The following is a 16,607-nucleotide window of genomic DNA, read 5'->3' on the forward strand; positions in this document are numbered from 1 at the left end:
CGAGCGGTCTCAGAGGACTTCGACCCGTACCGCGCAGGTCTTGAACTCCGGCATCCGTGAGGTGGGGTCCAGCGCCGGGTTGGTGAGGGTGTTGGCGCGGCCCTCGCCCGGCCAGTGGAAGGGCATAAAGACGGTGTCCGGGCGGATCGCCGTGGTGATGCGGGCCGGTGCCACGGCCCGGCCGCGCCGGGAGACCACCGCGACCCGGTCGCCCTCGGCCGCGCCGAGCCGCGCCGCGAGCCGCGGGTGCAGTTCGACGAAGGGGCCGGGCGCGGCCGCGTTCAGCTCCGCCACCCGCCGCGTCTGCGCACCCGACTGGTACTGCGACACCACCCGCCCGGTCGTCAGCAGCAGCGGATACTCCGCATCCGGCTCCTCGGCGGCCGCCCGATGCGTCACGGCCACGAACCGGGCCCGGCCGTCCCCGGTGGCGAACCGCTCGAGGAAGAGCCGGGGGGTTCCGGGATGCACGCCGCCCTGCCCGGCGGTCCGCCTGGCAGTCTCCAGGTCGGCCTGCACCGCGGGGCCGAGGGAGGCGTCCCCGCCGTCGGCGCCCGCCTCCTGGCCGTCCTCGTCGGTGGTGCCGCCCGCCCCTTGGCCGTCGTCGGCGGTGGGTGCCTCCCGGCCGTCGTCGGTGGTGCCGCCCGCCCCCTGTGCCTCCGGGCAGGGCCAGAAGACGCCGTTCTCCTCGGTCAGGCGGCGGTAGGTGATGCCCGAGTAGTCGGCGGGGCCGCCCGCGCTGGCGCGGCGGAGTTCCTCGAAGACCTCCTCGGGGTCGGTCGGGAAGCCCTTCTCCACGCCCAGGCGGGCCGCCAGCTCGTGCAGCACGTGCAGGTCGCTGCGGACCCCGGCCGGCGGAGCGATCGCCTGGCGGCGCAGCAGGACGCGGCCCTCGAGGCTGGTCGTCGTGCCCGTCTCCTCGGCCCACTGGGTCACCGGCAGGACGACGTCCGCCAGTTCCGCCGTCTCCGAGAGGACGACGTCCGCCACCGCCAGGAAGTCCAGCGAGCGCAGCCGCTCCTCGATGTGTGCCGCGCGCGGGGCCGACACCACCGGGTTGGAGCCCATCAGCAGCAGCGCCCGGACGTCCGTGCCGAGCGCGTCGAGGAGTTCGTACGCGCTGCGCCCGGGCCCCGGCAGGCTGTCCGGGTCCACGCCCCACACCTCGGCCACGTGCCGCCGTGCCGCCGGGTCGTCCAGCTTGCGGTACCCGGGCAACTGGTCGGCCTTCTGGCCGTGTTCCCGCCCGCCCTGCCCGTTGCCCTGCCCGGTGAGGCAGCCGTAGCCGGACAGCGGCCGGCCGGCCCGGCCCGTCGCCAGGCACAGGTTGATCCACGCGCCGACCGTGTCGGTGCCCTTGGACTGCTGCTCGGGACCGCGCGCGGTGAGCACCATGGCCGACTCCGGCTCGCAGAACAGCCGTACCGCCTCCCGCAGCTCGGGAACGGACACCCCCGTGATCCGCTCCACGTACTCCGGCCAGTGCGCCATCGCCGCCGCGCGGGCCTCCTCCCAGCCGGAGGTCCGCTCCCGGATGAACTCCTCGTCCGTGCGGCCCTCGGCGACCACCAGGTGCAGCAGGCCCAGTGCGAGCGCGAGGTCCGTGCCCGGCCGGGGCGCCAGGTGCAGATCGGCCTGCTCGGCCGTCTTCGTGCGGCGCGGGTCGACGACGATCAGCGTGCCGCCGTTCTCCCGCAGCTCGCTGAAGAAGCGCAGGCTGGGCGGCATGGTCTCGGCGAGGTTCGATCCGACCAGGATCACGCACCCCGAGCGCGGTATGTCCTCCAGCGGGAACGGCAGCCCCCGGTCCAGGCCGAACGCCTTCGTCCCGGCCGCGGCCGCCGACGACATGCAGAACCGCCCGTTGTAGTCGATCTGCGAGGTGCCGAGCACCACGCGCGCGAACTTGCCGAGCGTGTACGCCTTCTCGTTCGTCAGCCCGCCCCCGCCGAACACCCCGAGCGCGTCCGCGCCGTGCTCCGCGCGGACCGAGGCCATCGCCCCGGCGATCCGGTCCAGCGCCTCCTCCCAGGAGGCGGGCACCAGCCCGGCACCGGAGCGCACCAGAGGGGTGGTCAGCCGTACCGCGGGCGAGAGCACCTGCGCCGCCGTACGGCCCTTGCCGCACAGCGCGCCCCGGTTCACCGGGAAGTCCGGCCGTTCGGTCACCTCGACGCCCCCCTGCGGCAGGGGCGTGATGTTCATCCCGCACTGCAGGGCGCAGTACGGGCAGTGGGTGGGCGTCGAGGTGGTCTCCATGCCGACCAGCGTGGATCGGGCGTGTTACGTCCCTGCCCGCTCCCGGTTACACGGCCGGGACGACGACCTCCCCGCGCCCGCCCGCCCGCCGTGAGGCGCCGGTCACCGCCCGGCGGCGAGGGCCCGTGCCACCCCGGGCTCCTTCGGCCCGAGGAACCGCGGATCCGGGTGGAACACCGCGTCCAGCGCCGCCTTGCCCGCCGCGAACACTTCGCGGGTGCCGCCGTAGTACCAGGTCGCGTCGTGCTTGGCGTCCACCCCGATGCCGTACGCGTCGACGCCCGCCGCCTCGCACAGCGCCACCGCCCGCCGGATGTGGAAGCCCTGGCTGATCAGCACGGCCCGGTCCACGCCGAAGATCTTCTTGGCCCGCACGCACGAGTCCCAGGTGTCGAACCCGGCGTAGTCGGTGACGATCCGCCCGTCCGGAACCCCGTGCCGGGTCAGGTACGCGCGCATGGCGTCCGGCTCGTCGTAGTCCTTGCGGCTGTTGTCCCCGGTGACCAGCACGACCTTGATCCGCCCCGCCCGGTACAGCTTCGCCGCCGCGTCCAGCCGGTGCGCGAGATACGGCGACGGCTCCCCCTGCCACAGGCCGGCCCCGAACACGACGGCGACCTCGGTGCGCGGGGCGTCCGCCGTCGTCCGCAGCCGGTCCGCCGTCGACACGTACAGCCAGGTGACGGGCAGCAGCGCCAGCACGCACGCGGCCATGACGGCCTGCACCAGCCGCCGCTGCCCCGCGCGGGTGCGCGGCCACCTCGGTCGACGGATCTTCATGACGGCCCCCCAGTACTCGCGGTCCCCAGCGATCCGCTCCGACCATGGAGGACGCGGGTCACACCCGTCCGGTTCACCTCACATCGCAAACCTGTACGACGTGAAGCCGCGGAAAATACCCGTGACGGCCACGCAACGGGCGCGCAACGAACGCCCGCCAGGATCGTTCCATGACGGCGTCGAACCCTCCCCGCGACGAGCCCCGCGTCCGCCTGGACAGCACGGCCGAGCTCATGCACAGCATCGGCAGCCAGGTCGCCGGCCGGCTCCGGCTCGTCTCGCCCGGCGGACACCGCCGCCCGGCCCCGCCCGCCCTCGTCCTGGTCGGCCACGGCAGCCGCGACCCGCGCGCGCTGGAGACCGTGAAGGCTCTCATGGAGCGGGTACGCGCACTGCGCCCCGGGCTCCCCGTCCACCTGGGCCACATCGAGCTGAACGAGCCGCTGCTCCCGGACACCCTGGCGGCGCTCGGCGACACCGCCGCCGTCCTCGTCCCGCTCCTGCTCGGCCGGGGCTACCACGTCAAGCAGGACATCCCCGAGATGGCCGCCGCCGCACCGGCACGCGCGCGCGTGGCCGCCCCGCTCGGCCCGCACCCCCTCCTGGTGGAGACCCTGCACGCCCGCCTGCTGGAGGCCGGCTGGCCCCCGGCACCGGACGCCGCCACGCGCCGGGCGAGTGCGGTCGTCCTCGCCGCGGCCGGCTCCCGCGACCCCGACTCGGCCACCGACACCCGCCGCACGGCCCGCCTCCTGGCCGCCCGCCTCGGCGTCCCCGTGGTCCCGGCCTACGCCTCGGCGGCGACCCCGACGGTCGACACGGCGGTCCGCGCCCTGGCGGCACGCGGCCGCCCGCGCGTGGCCATGGCCTCCTACTTCACGGCCCCGGGCCGCTTCGCCACCCAGTGCGCCGCCGAAGCCCCCTGGATCGCCTCCGCCCCTCTGGGCGCCCACGAGTCCATGGCCCACCTGATCCTCCACCGCTACGACCAGACCCGGGCCCGGCCGGAAACGAACCTGGCCTCGGCTTGAGACGAGGGGCGGCGCACACCCCGTCAAGGGCGCGGGGCACCTGCGCGACCAGCCCCCACGCACCCGCACCCGCTGCACGACACACCCCGGCAGACGATTGGGCGCCCGGCACCCCCCGATTGTCACAGCCGACCCGTACTGTCGAATCATGGAAGGCACCGCAGGTACGCGCACCGCATCCCCGACCGCCTACGACCCGACGTCAGTCGCCCGCTGGGCCCCGGAGCCCGACAAGCGCCCAGGCCGCACCGCCTTCCAGCGCGACCGCGCCCGCATCCTGCACTCGGCGGCGCTGCGACGCCTGGCCGGCAAGACCCAGGTGGTCACCCCGGGCACGAGCAACCAGGCCTGGGACGCCAGTCCCCGCACCCGGCTGACCCACTCCCTGGAGTGCGCGCAGGTCGGCCGGGAGCTGGGCGCGGCCCTCGGCTGTGACCCCGACCTGGTGGAGGCGGCCTGCCTCTCGCACGACCTCGGCCACCCCCCGTTCGGCCACAACGGCGAACAGGCGCTGAACGAGTTCGCGGACGACTGCGGCGGCTTCGAGGGCAACGCCCAGTCCCTCCGGCTCCTCACCCGTATCGAGCCCAAGCGCTTCACCCCGGAGGGCTCGGTCGGCCTGAACCTCACGCGTGCCGCGCTCGACGCCGCCACCAAGTACCCCTGGCCGCGCGGCGCCCACCCCACCGACCCGAAGTCCCCGAAGTTCGGCGTGTACGAGGACGACCGCCCGGTGTTCGACTGGGTCCGCGAGTTCGCCCCCGGCACCCGCACCTGCTTCGAGGCCCAGGTCATGGACTGGTCGGACGACGTGGCGTACTCGGTGCACGACGTCGAGGACGGCCTGCACGCCGGGCACATCGACCCCGGCAGCCTGCGCGCCGAGCCCGAGCGGCAGGCGGTGTTCGAGGTCGCCGTCGGCCGGTACGTCCCCGACGACACCGACCCGGCGGAACTCGCGGCCGCCCTGGACCGTCTCCAGGAGCAGGAGTGGTGGCCGCACGGGTACGACGGCACGGCGGTCGCCCAGGCCCGGCTGAAGGACGCCACCAGCCAGCTCATCGGCCGCTTCTGCCTGGCCGCCGAGGGCGCCACGCGCGCGGCGTACGGCGGCGGCCGGCTCACCCGCTACGGCGCCGAACTCGTCGTACCGCGGGAGACCCGCATGGAGTGCGCGGTGCTCAAGGCGGTCGCCGACCGGTATGTGATGCAGCGGGCCGAGCAGGAGCGGCTGCGCGCCGACCAGCGGGTGGTCGTGGCCGAGCTGGCGGAGGCGCTCACCGCCCGCGCGCCGGACGGCCTCGACCCGCAGTTCCGCTCCCTCTTCGCGCAGGCGCCCGACGACCACGCCCGCAAGCGGGTGATCGTCGACCAGATCGCCTCGCTGACCGACGCCTCCGCCCGCTCCCTGCACGCGAGACTGACCGGGCATATGTGAAAGGAACGTGACTTCGAGTGGCCTGATCGGGTCACTCCCTCTTCCCGCACCACGCCGCGTGCGGGACGCTCGCATGTGGCGGCACCCTGACGAGGAGGCAACAAGTGGTCGACGCGGATCAGACATTCGTCATCGTCGGAGGCGGTCTCGCGGGCGCGAAGGCGGCCGAGACGCTCCGTACGGAGGGGTTCACCGGCCGGGTGATACTGATCTGCGACGAGCGCGACCACCCGTACGAGCGGCCGCCGCTGTCCAAGGGCTACCTCCTCGGCAAGGAGGAGCGCGACAGCGTCTTCGTGCACGAGCCGGCCTGGTACGCGCAGAACGACGTCGAGCTGCACCTCGGTCAGACCGTCGACCGGATCGACCGCGCCGCGAAGACCGTGCGCTTCGGCGACGACGGCACCCTCGTCCACTACGACAAGCTCCTGCTGGCCACCGGTGCCGAGCCCCGCCGCCTCGACATCCCCGGCACCGACCTGGCCGGCGTCCACCACCTGCGCCGCCTGGCCCACGCCGAGCGGCTCAAGGGGGTGCTGACCTCCCTCGGCCGGGACAACGGGCACATCGTGATCGCGGGCGCCGGCTGGATCGGCCTGGAGGTCGCGGCGGCGGCCCGCGAGTACGGCGCGGAGGTCACGGTGATCGAGCCGGACCCGACCCCGCTGCACGGCGCCCTCGGCCCCGAGCTGGGCAACGTCTTCGCCGAGCTGCACCGCGCGCACGGGGTCCGCTTCCGCTTCGGCGTGCGGCTCACCGAGATCGTCGGCCAGGACGGCATGGTCCTCGCGGCCCGCACCGACGACGGCGAGGAGCACCCGGCCCACGACGTCCTCGCCGCGATCGGCGCCGCCCCGAGGACCGCCCTCGCGGAGGCGGCCGGGCTGGAGCTGGCCGACCGGGCGCACGGCGGCGGTGTCGTCGTGGACGCCCAGTTGCGCACGTCCGACCCGGACATCTACGCGGCCGGTGACGTCGCCGCCTTCCCGCACGCCCTGTTCGACACCCGGCTGCGCGTCGAGCACTGGGCCAACGCGCTCAACGGCGGCCCGGCGGCCGCCCGCGCCATGCTCGGCCAGGAGGTCGCCTACGACCGCGTGCCGTACTTCTTCACCGACCAGTACGACCTGGGCATGGAGTACAGCGGGTGGGCGCCACCGGGGTCGTACGACGAGGTGGTGATCCGGGGGGACGCGGGGAAGCGGGAGTTCATCGCGTTCTGGGTGCGGGAGGGGCGGGTGCTCGCCGGGATGAACGTGAACGTGTGGGACGTCACAGAGCCCATCCAGCACCTCATCCGTTCCCGCGCCAGGGTGAACACCGAGGCCCTCGCCGACCCGCACGTACCCCTCGACAGCCTCGGCTCCTGATCCGTCCGGGCACCGGGACTGTCACACCGCCCCCGTAGAATTCACGCGTGGCTGGACGGATCAACGACGAGGACGTGAAGGCGGTGCGGGACGCGGTCCCGATCGACGCCGTGGTCTCCGAGTACCTCCAGCTGCGCAATGCCGGTGGCGGCAACCTCAAGGGACTGTGCCCCTTCCACGACGAGAAGTCACCGTCCTTCCAGGTCAGCCCGAGCAAGGGACTCTTCCACTGCTTCGGCTGCCAGGAGGGCGGCGACACCATCACGTTCGTGATGAAGATCGACCACCTCTCCTTCTCGGAGGCGGTCGAGCGCCTCGCCGCCCAGGCCGGCATCACGCTGCGCTACGAGGAGGGCGGGTACAACCCTGCTCACCAGCGCGGCGAGCGCATCCGCCTGGTCGAGGCGCACAAGATCGCCGCTCAGTGGTACGCCGAGCAGCTCGCCACCGGTCCCGAGGCCGAGACCGGCCGGATCTTCCTCGCCGAGCGCGGCTTCGACCAGGCCGCCGCCGAGCACTTCGGGGTCGGCTACAGCCCCCAGGGCTGGGACCACCTCACCCGCTATCTGCGCGGCAAGGGCTTCAGCGACAAGGAGCTGCTGCTGTCCGGCCTCGCCCAGGAGGGCCGCCGGGGTCCCATCGACCGGTTCCGGGGGCGGCTGATGTGGCCCATCCGGGACATCGGCGGCGAGGTCGTCGGCTTCGGCGCCCGCAAGCTGTACGAGGCGGACAACGGACCGAAGTACCTGAACACCCCCGAGACGGCGATCTACAAGAAGGGCCAGGTGCTGTACGGCATCGACCTGGCCAAGCAGCACATCGCCAAGAGCAGCCGGGCCGTCGTGGTCGAGGGCTACACCGACGTCATGGCCTGCCACCTGGCCGGGGTGACGACGGCCATCGCCACCTGCGGCACCGCCTTCGGCGGGGACCACATCAAGATCCTGCGCCGGCTGCTGATGGACAACGGCTCGGCCCGGGTGATCTTCACCTTCGACGGTGACGCGGCCGGGCAGAAGGCGGCCCTGCGCGCCTTCGAGGACGACCAGAAGTTCGCCGCCGAGACGTACATCGCCATCGCGCCCGACGGCATGGACCCCTGCGAGCTGCGTCTGGCCAAGGGCGACGAGGCGGTCGCCGACCTGGTCGAACCCCGTACCCCGCTGTTCGAGTTCGCGCTCCGCCAGGTCGTCGGCCGCTACGACCTGGACACCCCGGCCGGCCGCGCCGCCGCGCTGGACGAGGCGGCGCCGATCGTCGCCCGCATCAAGAACAGCGGCGCCCAGCACGAGGTGGCCGTCGAGCTGGCCGGCATGCTCGGCATCCTGGACACCCAGTTCGTGGTCAGGCGGGTCGCCCAGCTCGCCCGCTGGGCCCGCGAGCGCGGCGGCCGGGGTGAGAGCGGCGCGCAGCAGCGGCCCCGCGCCGCCCAGCAGCAGTGGGAGTCCGGCCCCGGCCCCGCCGGACCGTCCGGCCCGGCCCTCACCCTGCGCAACCCTGTCCACGCCGCCGAACGCGAACTGCTCAAACTCGCCCTCCAGCGCCCCGAACTGGTCTCGCCGGCCTTCGACGCGTACGGCGTGGACGAGTTCACCGCCCCGCCCTATGCCGCCGTACGCCGGGCGATCGCGGAGGCGGGCGGTGCCGAGTACGGGGTGCCGGACCCGCAGGAGTATCTGGTCCGGGTCCGCGAGGCCGCGCCGGACGACACCGTCCGCGCGATGGTCACGGAGCTGGCCGTCGAGCCGATCCTGCGCCGCACCGTGGACGAGACCTACGCGGGCACGGTCCTGGTCCAGATCCGCCGACGCGCGGTCGAGCGCCGCATCCGCGACATCCAGTCCCAGATGACCCGCCTCTCCACCGGCGGCGACCCGGCCCAACTGGCCGCCGTGCAGAACGAGATGTGGATCCTCCAGCAGTACGACCAGGCCCTGCGGGAGCGGGGGGCGGAGGCGCTCTGAGGAGGCTGGTCCTCTTCCTGGGGCTGCTCGGGGGGCGTGATGCCGAGGTGGTCGGTGATCGCCTGCAGCTGCTCCATCATCGCCACCTGACCGGACACGAGGGCTCCGAGCAGCTTGCTGCGTTCCTCCAGCGTCTTGGTGTGCGCCTCCAGCGTCCTGCCGTGCTCGATCTGCGTCGTGCGCAGAGCCTGCATCAGCTGCACATCCGCACGCCGCTGCACTTCCGTCTCGCTCATGCCGTCCTTCCCCCCCCCCAAGTCGACGCAGCGCAGTGGTCGCAGTTGCCCATCGCATAGTCCAACGAGCTGAGTAACTGCGCGGTCACGGACCGGACGCAAAAAGTCACCGCACGCCCCTCGTGGCGGAGATGTGTCTTACCCCACACTGGGGGCGGTGCCCGATCCCTCGGAGCGCAGGACGTCGACTCTCCGCTCCCGAAGTACCGCTGCCGCACTCCCCTCAGCAGCGATCATCCTGGAGGTCGCCCCCGTGCAGACCCAGACCCTCATCCAGACCGACAGCAGCACCAGCACTGCCGGCACCACCGCCGGCGAGCCGGACGCGGAGACGGACGTCCTCGTGGCCGTACCGCCGCAGGGCCGCGCCCCGCACCACCCGGACACGGCCCCGGAACCGGGCGAGCCGTCCGCCGAGGCGCTGACCGAGGAACCCGACGAGCCCCTCGGGGCGCCGGTCGCCGTTCGGGCGGAGACCGGTAACCCCTCCTCGGACCTGTTCCGGCAGTACCTGCGCGAGATCGGCCGCATCCCGCTGCTCACCGCCGCCGAGGAGGTCGACCTCGCCCGCCGTGTCGAGGCCGGGCTGTTCGCCGAGGAGAAGCTGAGCAACACCCCCGACCTGGACAGCGAGTTGGCCCTCGACCTGGACCGGCTCGTCGTGATGGGCCGGATGGCCAAGCGCCGCCTCATCGAGGCCAACCTGCGGCTCGTGGTGTCCGTGGCGAAGCGGTACGTCGGGCGCGGGCTGACCATGCTCGACCTCGTGCAGGAGGGCAACCTCGGGCTGATCCGGGCGGTCGAGAAGTTCGACTACGCGCGCGGCTACAAGTTCTCGACCTACGCGACCTGGTGGATCCGGCAGGCCATGTCCCGGGCGCTCGCCGACCAGGCCCGCACCATCCGCGTCCCCGTGCATGTTGTGGAGCTGATCAACCGGGTCGTCCGGGTCCAGCGCCGCATGCTCCAGGAGCGCGGCTACGAGCCGACCGCGGACGAGGTCGCCGCCCACCTCGAACTGCCGCCCGAGCGCGTCTCCGAGGTGCTGCGGCTCGCCCAGGAACCGGTGTCCCTGCACGCCCCGGTCGGCGAGGAGGAGGACGTGGCCCTCGGCGACCTCATCGAGGACGGCGACGCCGCGAGCCCCGTCGAGTCGGCCGCCTTCCTGCTGCTGCGCGAACACCTGGAGGCCGTGCTCTCCACCCTCGGCGAGCGCGAGCGGAAGGTCGTCCAGCTCCGCTACGGCCTGATGGACGGCCGCCCCCGCACCCTGGAGGAGATCGGCCGCCTGTTCGGGGTGACCCGGGAGCGGATACGGCAGATCGAGTCCAAGACCCTCAACAAGCTCCGCGACCACGCCTTCGCCGACCAGCTGCGCGGCTACCTCGACTGAAAGGGGCGCCCACCCGGGTGAGCGCCCCCTTCCGGCCATCAGTCGACCTCGGCCACCGCCTGCGCGAACTGGGCCTTGTAGAGCCGCGCGTACGCCCCGTCGGCCGCCAGCAGCTCCGCGTGCGCGCCCTGTTCGACGATGGACCCGTTCTCCATCACCAGGATCGTGTCCGCGTCCCGGATCGTCGACAGCCGGTGCGCGATGACGAACGAGGTCCGCCCGGTAGCCAGTTTGGCCATCGCCTTCTGGATCAGCACCTCGGTACGGGTGTCGACCGAGCTGGTCGCCTCGTCCAGGACCAGGATCACCGGGTCGGACAGGAACGCCCGCGCGATGGTGATGAGCTGCTTCTCACCGGCGCTGACCCCCGAGCCCTCGTCGTCGATCACGGTGTCGTAGCCGTCCGGCAGGGTGCGGATGAACCGGTCCGCGTGGGCGGCCCGCGCCGCCTCCTCGATCTCGCCCCTCGTCACGTCGCGCGAGGCCCCGTAGGCGATGTTGTCCGCGATGGTGCCGCCGAACAGCCAGGTGTCCTGCAGCACCATGCCGATCCCGGAGCGCAGTTCGTCCCGGGACATCTTCCTGATGTCCACGCCGTCGAGGGTGATGCGCCCGCCGGACACGTCGTAGAACCGCATCAGCAGGTTGACCAGCGTGGTCTTGCCCGCGCCGGTCGGGCCCACGATGGCCACGGTCTGCCCGGGCTCCACCGTCAGCGACAGGTCCTCGATCAGCGGCTTCTCCGGGTCGTACCGGAACGACACGTGCTCCAGCCGCACCCGACCCCGCAGCTCCTCGGGCCGCTCGCCCGGCACCGGATCCGCCTCCTGCTCCTCCGCGTCCAGGAGTTCGAAGATCCGCTCGGCCGAGGCGACACCGGACTGCACCAGGTTCGCCATCGACGCGACCTGGGTCAGCGGCATCGAGAACTGCCGCGAGTACTGGATGAAGGCCTGCACATCACCGATGGACAGCGCGCCGGACGCGACCCTGAGGCCGCCGACGACCGCCACCAGCACGTAGTTCAGGTTCGACACGAACATCATCAGCGGCTGCATCACACCGCTGTTGAACTGTGCCTTGAACCCGGCCTGGTACAGCGCCTCGTTCTGCTCGGCGAACTGCCTCGCCGACTCCTCCTGCCGGCCGAACACCTTCACCAGGGTGTGCCCGGTGTACATCTCCTCGACGTGCGCGTTCAGCATGCCGGTGGAGCGCCACTGCTGCACGAAGTGCGGCTGCGACCGCTTGCCGACCCGGGTGGCGACCACGAACGACAGCGGGACGGTGACCAGGGCGACGAGCGCCAGGATCCAGGAGACGTAGAACATCATGGCGAGCACGCCGATGATGGTCAGCACCGAGTTGATCAGCTGGCCCATCGACTGCTGCAGCGTCTGCCCGATGTTGTCGATGTCGTTGGTGGCCCGGGAGAGCACCTCGCCGCGCTGACGCCGGTCGAAGTACGACAGCGGCAACCGCGACAGCTTGCCCTGGACGGCCTCCCGCAGCCGGTACATCGTGCGGTTCACGGCCCGGTTGACCAGCCGGGTGGCGACCGCCATGAGCAGACCGGCCACCAGGAAGGTGCCGAGCGCCAGCAGCAGCACATGGCCGACGGCGCCGAAGTCGATGCCCTTGCCGGGGGTGAAGTCGGTCCCCTTGAGCATGTCCGCGACGGAGCCCCGGCCCTGGGCCCGCATCCGGTCCAGGACCTGCTCCTTGGTGACCCCGGACGGCATCTGCCGGCCGATGATGCCGGCGAACACCAGGTCGGTGGCCCGGCCGAGGATCTTCGGGCCGATCACGTTCAGGGTCACGCTGACGACCACGCACAGCAGCAGGCCGTAGATGGTGACCCGTTCGGGCCTGAACTGGGCGACGAGCCGTTTGCCCGATCCCTTGAAGTCCATCGAGCGCTGGTCGGGGCCGCCGCCGGCCATCATGCGTCCCATGGGCCCGGCCATCAGGCAGCCTCCGCTTCCGTGAGCTGGGAGAGCACGATCTCCCGGTACGTCTCATTGCCCGCCATCAGCTCGTGGTGCCGGCCCGTGCCGACCACCCGGCCCTCGTCCAGCACGACGATCCGGTCCGCGTCCCGGATGGTCGCCACCCGCTGGGCGACGATGACGACGGTCGCCTCGGCGGTCTCCTGGCCGAGCGCCGCGCGCAGCGCCGCGTCCGTCGCGTAGTCCAGCGCGGAGAAGGAGTCGTCGAAGAGGTAGATCTCCGGACGCTGCACCAGGGTGCGGGCGATGGCGAGGCGCTGGCGCTGGCCACCGGAGACGTTGGTGCCTCCCTGCGCGATCGCCGCGTTCAGCCCGCCGTCCAGCTCGCTGACGAAGTCCTTGGCCTGCGCCACCTCCAGCGCGTGCCAGAGTTCCTCGTCGGTGGCGTCCGGATTGCCGTAGCGCAGGTTGCTCGCGACCGTCCCCGCGAACAGGTACGGCTTCTGCGGCACGAGCCCCACCGTCTTCGCCAGCAGTTTCGGCTCGACCTCCCGCACGTCCACGCCGTCCACGAGGACCTCGCCCTCGGTGGCGTCGAACAGCCGGGGCACCAGGCCCAGCAGCGTCGACTTGCCGCTGCCGGTGGAGCCGATCACGGCGGTCGTCTCACCCGGCCGGGCCACCAGGTCGATGGCCTTCAGCACCGGCTCCTCGGCACCCGGATAGCGGAAGCCCGCGCCCCGGATCTCCAGATGCCCGTGCCGGCGCAGCTCGGTGACCGGCGCGAGCGGCGGCACCACGCTGGAGTCGGTCTCCAGGACCTCCTGGATGCGCTCCGCACACACCTCCGCGCGCGGCACCATCATGAACATGAAGGTGGCCATCATCACGGACATCACGATCTGCATGAGATAGGCGAGGAACGCGGTCAGGTCACCGATCTGCATGCCGCCGCTGTCGATGCGGTGCCCGCCGAACCACACCACGGCGATCGACGACAGGTTCACCACCGTCATGACGATCGGGAACATCAGCGCCAGCATCCGGCCGGTGGCCAGCTGCATGTCGGTCAGCTCCCGGTTGGCCTTCCCGAACCGGCCCTGCTCGTACTCGTCGCGGACGAAGGCGCGGATCACCCGGTTGCCGGTGATCTGCTCGCGCAGCACCCGGTTCACCGTGTCCAGGCGGACCTGCATGGACCGGAACAGCGGCCGCAGCCGACGCACGATCAGCGTCACGGAGATGCCGAGCACGGGGACGACGGCGACGAGGACACCCGACAGCGGCACGTCCAGCCCGAGCGCCAGCACGATTCCGCCGACGCACATGATGGGCGCCGAGACCATCAGGGTGAACGTCATCAGGGCCAGCATCTGGACCTGCTGTACGTCGTTCGTCGTACGGGTGATGAGCGAGGGTGCCCCGAAGTGGCCCAGCTCGCGTGCGGAGAAGGACTGCACCCGGTCGAAGACCGCGCCGCGCACGTCCCGGCCGAGCGCGGAGGCGGTGCGGGCGCCGTAGTACACGGCACCGATGTTGCAGACGACCTGCGCCAGCGAGATGCCGATCATCAGGCCGCCGAAGGACAGGATGTAGCCCGTGTCCCCCTTCACGACACCGTTGTCGATGATGTGGGCGTTCAGCGTGGGCAGGTAGAGGGTGGCGCAGGTCTGCAGGAACTGCAGCAGCACCAGGACGGCGATGGGTTTCTTGTAGGGACTGAGGTGAGTGCGGAGAAGTCGTATGAGCACGCTGTGTCTCTCGGAGTCGGCGACGGGGGCTGGTCGGTGCGCCCTTGGCCCCTATCGTCGGACACTCCACCCGCGTTACCTCAACCGATTAACCCAACAGTGCCGTCCCGACGACTCGAGGGTTTCGCCGTGTAAGGGGTGTTACGGGCGGAATGCCCCCGGGTGCGTCTGCTCCCGTACCGACACGAACTGCTGCCGCACGGCCTGACCCACCGCCAGTTCGTCACCCGGCTCCAGGATCTGCGCGGCCGCGCCCTGCCAGGCCGGCGGGGTGCGCGGGTCGAGCGTGCCCTGCGACGCGCCCAGCGCCCAGGCGGCCTGCCGGGCCGCACCGATCGCCGCGTAGTCCGCGGGCTGCGGTACGACGACCTGCGCGCCGAACAGCGACGGCGCCGCCGCCTGCACGGCGGGCAGCTCGGCCGCCGCGCCGAGCAGGAAGATCCGCCGCACCTCCACGCCCCGCCCGCGCAGCACGTCCAGCGCGTCGGCGAGCCCGCACAGCATGCCCTCGAACGCGGCCCGCGCCAGATGCTCCGGGCGCATCGACTCGCGCCGCAGCCCGGCCAGCGTCCCCGCGGTGTGCGGCAGATGCGGGGTGCGCTCACCCTCCAGATAGGGCAGCAGCACCAACCCGTGCGCCCCCGGCGTCGACTTCATCGCCAGGTCGGACAGGCCCTCCAGGTCGGGCACCCCGAGCAGCTCGGCGGTGCCGCGCAGGGTGCGCACCGCGTTCAGGGTCGTCACGACCGGCAGGTGCATGCCGGTGGCGTCGGCGAGGGAGGTGATCATCCCGGACTGGTCGGCGAGCGCCTCCGGGTGCACGGCCATCACCGAGCCCGAGGCGCCGAGCGAGACGACCGCGTCGCCCAGCCCGATCCCGAGCCCGAAGGCGGCGGCCATCGTCTCCCCGGTGCCCGCCGAGATCAGCAGTCCCTCCGGCGTCGTACCGGCCGCGTCCGACGGGCCGATCACCTCGGGGAGCATCGCCTGGTGCCCGAGCGCCAGCTCGACCAGGTCGGGCCGGTAGGCGCCGGTGGCCGCGGACCAGTACCCGGTGCCCGAGGCCCCGCCCCGGTCGGTGGTCCGGCGGATCGGCCGCCCGAGCAGCTGCCACACCAGCCAGTCGTGGGCCTGCAGCAGGACGGCCGTCCTGCGGGCGTTCTCGGGTTCGCTCTTCGCGAGCCAGCGCAGCTTGGTCACCGGCTGGGCGGCCTGCGGCACGCAGCCCACGGCCTGCGCCCAGGCCTCCCGGCCGCCGAGCGCATCGACGAGGTCGGCCGCCGCGACCTGCGCCCGCTTGTCCCCGCCGACCATCGCCGGGCGCACGGTGCCGCCCTGCGCGTCCAGCGGGATCAGCGCGTTCTGCTGCGCGGAGACACCGATGGCCTGCACCCCCTCGAGCAGCCCGCCCCCCGCGGCCTCGCCGAGGGACAGCAGCCAGGCCTGCGGGTCCACGTCACTGGGCCGCCCGCTGCCCTCCGGCGCCTCGACCGGATGCGGGGCGTACCCCTGACGCAGTACGGCACCCGAGTCCGCGTCGCACACCACGATGCGCGTGAAATCGGGTGAGCTGTCCAAGCCGGCGACTATCCCCATGTCCGAAATTCTGCCGCATCACCGCGCCGGCTTCGGCCCTGGGCGGTTTCCCGCCGTGGGAGCACCCGCGGGGTGCCTGGTGCGGCTTTCGCCGTGGCCGGCCGCTAGGTGTTGCTCGTGCCCCAGTCGTCTTCGGGGGTGCCGTTGAGATTGCGGTCGCGCAGGGAGCGGACGCGCTGGGCCACGGAGGCCGGGACGCGGTCGCCGACCTTGTCGCTGACCGTGTGGAAGGCCCGCCCGGCGTACTGGCGGCCCTGGTGGGCGGCCGTCTCGGCGGTGTTGCGGACCGCGGGGTTCTCCGAGAGCGTACGCGCGGCCTTCTTCAGCTGCTCGTACCGTTCCCGGCCGGCCCTTGTCCCCAGTACGTAACCGAGGGCCAGTCCGGCGACGAAAGTGAGCCGGTAGCGCATGGCTGCCACCCTTCCCTTGGGTAGGTTGCTGGTGCGGCGTCGGCGCCGGGGAGTACCGATTGGCGGAGCACCCCCCTGCTTGCGCTAATGTATGTGTCGCAGCGAGCGCCCGCCCCCTGGCGAATACCCAGGTAGGTACGTTCGATGCAATCGAGGCGATCCTCCGTAGCTCAATTGGCAGAGCAGCCGGCTGTTAACCGGCAGGTTACTGGTTCGAGTCCAGTCGGGGGAGCTTCGGTCCTCCGTAGCTCAATTGGCAGAGCAGCCGGCTGTTAACCGGCAGGTTACTGGTTCGAGTCCAGTCGGGGGAGCGCGCTGGACGAGGACCCTTCGGGGTCCTTTTTCATGCCCGCGGGAACCGGGGGACCCACACCGAAGTCCTCAAGGTCAGGAAGCAGCGCAGAGCCGACCATCCGAAGCAGGAGATCGT

11 protein-coding genes and 2 tRNA genes are annotated in these 16,607 nt (G+C 72.2%); 7 read left to right on the forward strand and 6 right to left on the reverse strand.

Annotation, left to right across the window (positions count from 1 at the left end):
* Positions 1 to 9: 9 nt before the first annotated feature.
* Positions 10 to 2,259 carry a molybdopterin oxidoreductase family protein gene (locus ACZ404_RS06965; protein ID WP_468436671.1) on the reverse strand — a complete coding sequence of 750 codons (2,250 nt, stop codon included), beginning with the start codon at positions 2,257 to 2,259 and terminating at the stop codon, positions 10 to 12.
* A 102-nt stretch (positions 2,260 to 2,361) separates the two neighbouring features.
* The gene (locus tag ACZ404_RS06970) at positions 2,362 to 3,039 is read right to left on the reverse strand and encodes a SanA/YdcF family protein (protein WP_468436673.1); all 678 of its coding nucleotides are present in this window, start codon (positions 3,037 to 3,039) and stop codon (positions 2,362 to 2,364) included.
* Between the two features lie 170 nt (positions 3,040 to 3,209).
* On the opposite strand from ACZ404_RS06970, the gene ACZ404_RS06975 reads away from it, so the two are divergent.
* The 5 genes from ACZ404_RS06975 (at position 3,210) to ACZ404_RS06995 (ending at position 10,471) form a co-directional block, all read left to right on the forward strand.
* Entirely contained in the window at positions 3,210 to 4,070 is an 861-nt protein-coding gene (locus tag ACZ404_RS06975; protein WP_468436675.1) for a sirohydrochlorin chelatase, read from the forward strand.
* A gap of 148 nt (positions 4,071 to 4,218) precedes the next feature.
* Positions 4,219 to 5,508: a deoxyguanosinetriphosphate triphosphohydrolase gene (locus ACZ404_RS06980; protein WP_468436677.1), complete on the forward strand. Its 1,290-nt coding sequence runs from the start codon at positions 4,219 to 4,221 to the stop codon at positions 5,506 to 5,508.
* Between the two features lie 104 nt (positions 5,509 to 5,612).
* Entirely contained in the window at positions 5,613 to 6,878 is a 1,266-nt protein-coding gene (locus ACZ404_RS06985) for an NAD(P)/FAD-dependent oxidoreductase (protein WP_468436679.1), read from the forward strand.
* A 47-nt stretch (positions 6,879 to 6,925) separates the two neighbouring features.
* Positions 6,926 to 8,842 carry a DNA primase gene (gene dnaG / locus ACZ404_RS06990; RefSeq protein WP_468436681.1) on the forward strand — a complete coding sequence of 639 codons (1,917 nt, stop codon included), beginning with the start codon at positions 6,926 to 6,928 and terminating at the stop codon, positions 8,840 to 8,842.
* Positions 8,843 to 9,211: 369 nt separating this feature from the next.
* The gene (locus ACZ404_RS06995; RefSeq protein ID WP_468436683.1) at positions 9,212 to 10,471 is read left to right on the forward strand and encodes an RNA polymerase sigma factor; all 1,260 of its coding nucleotides are present in this window, start codon (positions 9,212 to 9,214) and stop codon (positions 10,469 to 10,471) included.
* Positions 10,472 to 10,509: 38 nt separating this feature from the next.
* Here the strand turns inward: ACZ404_RS06995 and ACZ404_RS07000 are convergent, their stop codons facing one another.
* From ACZ404_RS07000 to ACZ404_RS07015, 4 genes are all read right to left on the reverse strand, one after another.
* Positions 10,510 to 12,438, reverse strand: a complete 1,929-nt coding sequence (locus tag ACZ404_RS07000) for an ABC transporter ATP-binding protein (RefSeq protein ID WP_468436685.1) — start codon at positions 12,436 to 12,438, stop codon at positions 10,510 to 10,512.
* A complete protein-coding gene (locus ACZ404_RS07005) occupies positions 12,438 to 14,171 on the reverse strand; it encodes an ABC transporter ATP-binding protein (protein WP_468436687.1) in 1,734 nt (577 codons plus the stop codon). Before ACZ404_RS07005 ends, ACZ404_RS07000 begins: the two co-directional genes overlap by 1 nt.
* Before the next feature lie 141 nt (positions 14,172 to 14,312).
* Entirely contained in the window at positions 14,313 to 15,767 is a 1,455-nt protein-coding gene (locus ACZ404_RS07010; protein ID WP_468436689.1) for a xylulokinase, read from the reverse strand.
* Between the two features lie 104 nt (positions 15,768 to 15,871).
* Positions 15,872 to 16,177 carry a YtxH domain-containing protein gene (locus tag ACZ404_RS07015; protein WP_468436691.1) on the reverse strand — a complete coding sequence of 102 codons (306 nt, stop codon included), beginning with the start codon at positions 16,175 to 16,177 and terminating at the stop codon, positions 15,872 to 15,874.
* Positions 16,178 to 16,336: 159 nt separating this feature from the next.
* Here ACZ404_RS07015 and ACZ404_RS07020 point away from each other — a divergent pair.
* Both ACZ404_RS07020 and ACZ404_RS07025 read left to right on the forward strand, forming a co-directional pair.
* Positions 16,337 to 16,409, forward strand: a tRNA-Asn gene (locus ACZ404_RS07020).
* Between the two features lie 6 nt (positions 16,410 to 16,415).
* Positions 16,416 to 16,488 (forward strand) — tRNA-Asn (locus ACZ404_RS07025).
* Positions 16,489 to 16,607: the final 119 nt, after the last annotated feature.

The organism is Streptomyces sp. NPDC030798, from assembly GCF_055572275.1.

Coding starts and splice junctions, on each gene's coding strand:
- ACZ404_RS06965 (WP_468436671.1), bottom strand. CDS start 2,259: ATGGAGACCACCTCGACGCCCACCCACTGCCCGTACTGCGCCCTGCAG.
- ACZ404_RS06970 (WP_468436673.1), bottom strand. CDS start 3,039: ATGAAGATCCGTCGACCGAGGTGGCCGCGCACCCGCGCGGGGCAGCGG.
- ACZ404_RS06975 (WP_468436675.1), top strand. CDS start 3,210: ATGACGGCGTCGAACCCTCCCCGCGACGAGCCCCGCGTCCGCCTGGAC.
- ACZ404_RS06980 (WP_468436677.1), top strand. CDS start 4,219: ATGGAAGGCACCGCAGGTACGCGCACCGCATCCCCGACCGCCTACGAC.
- ACZ404_RS07000 (WP_468436685.1), bottom strand. CDS start 12,438: ATGGCCGGGCCCATGGGACGCATGATGGCCGGCGGCGGCCCCGACCAG.
- ACZ404_RS07010 (WP_468436689.1), bottom strand. CDS start 15,767: ATGGGGATAGTCGCCGGCTTGGACAGCTCACCCGATTTCACGCGCATC.
- ACZ404_RS07015 (WP_468436691.1), bottom strand. CDS start 16,177: ATGCGCTACCGGCTCACTTTCGTCGCCGGACTGGCCCTCGGTTACGTA.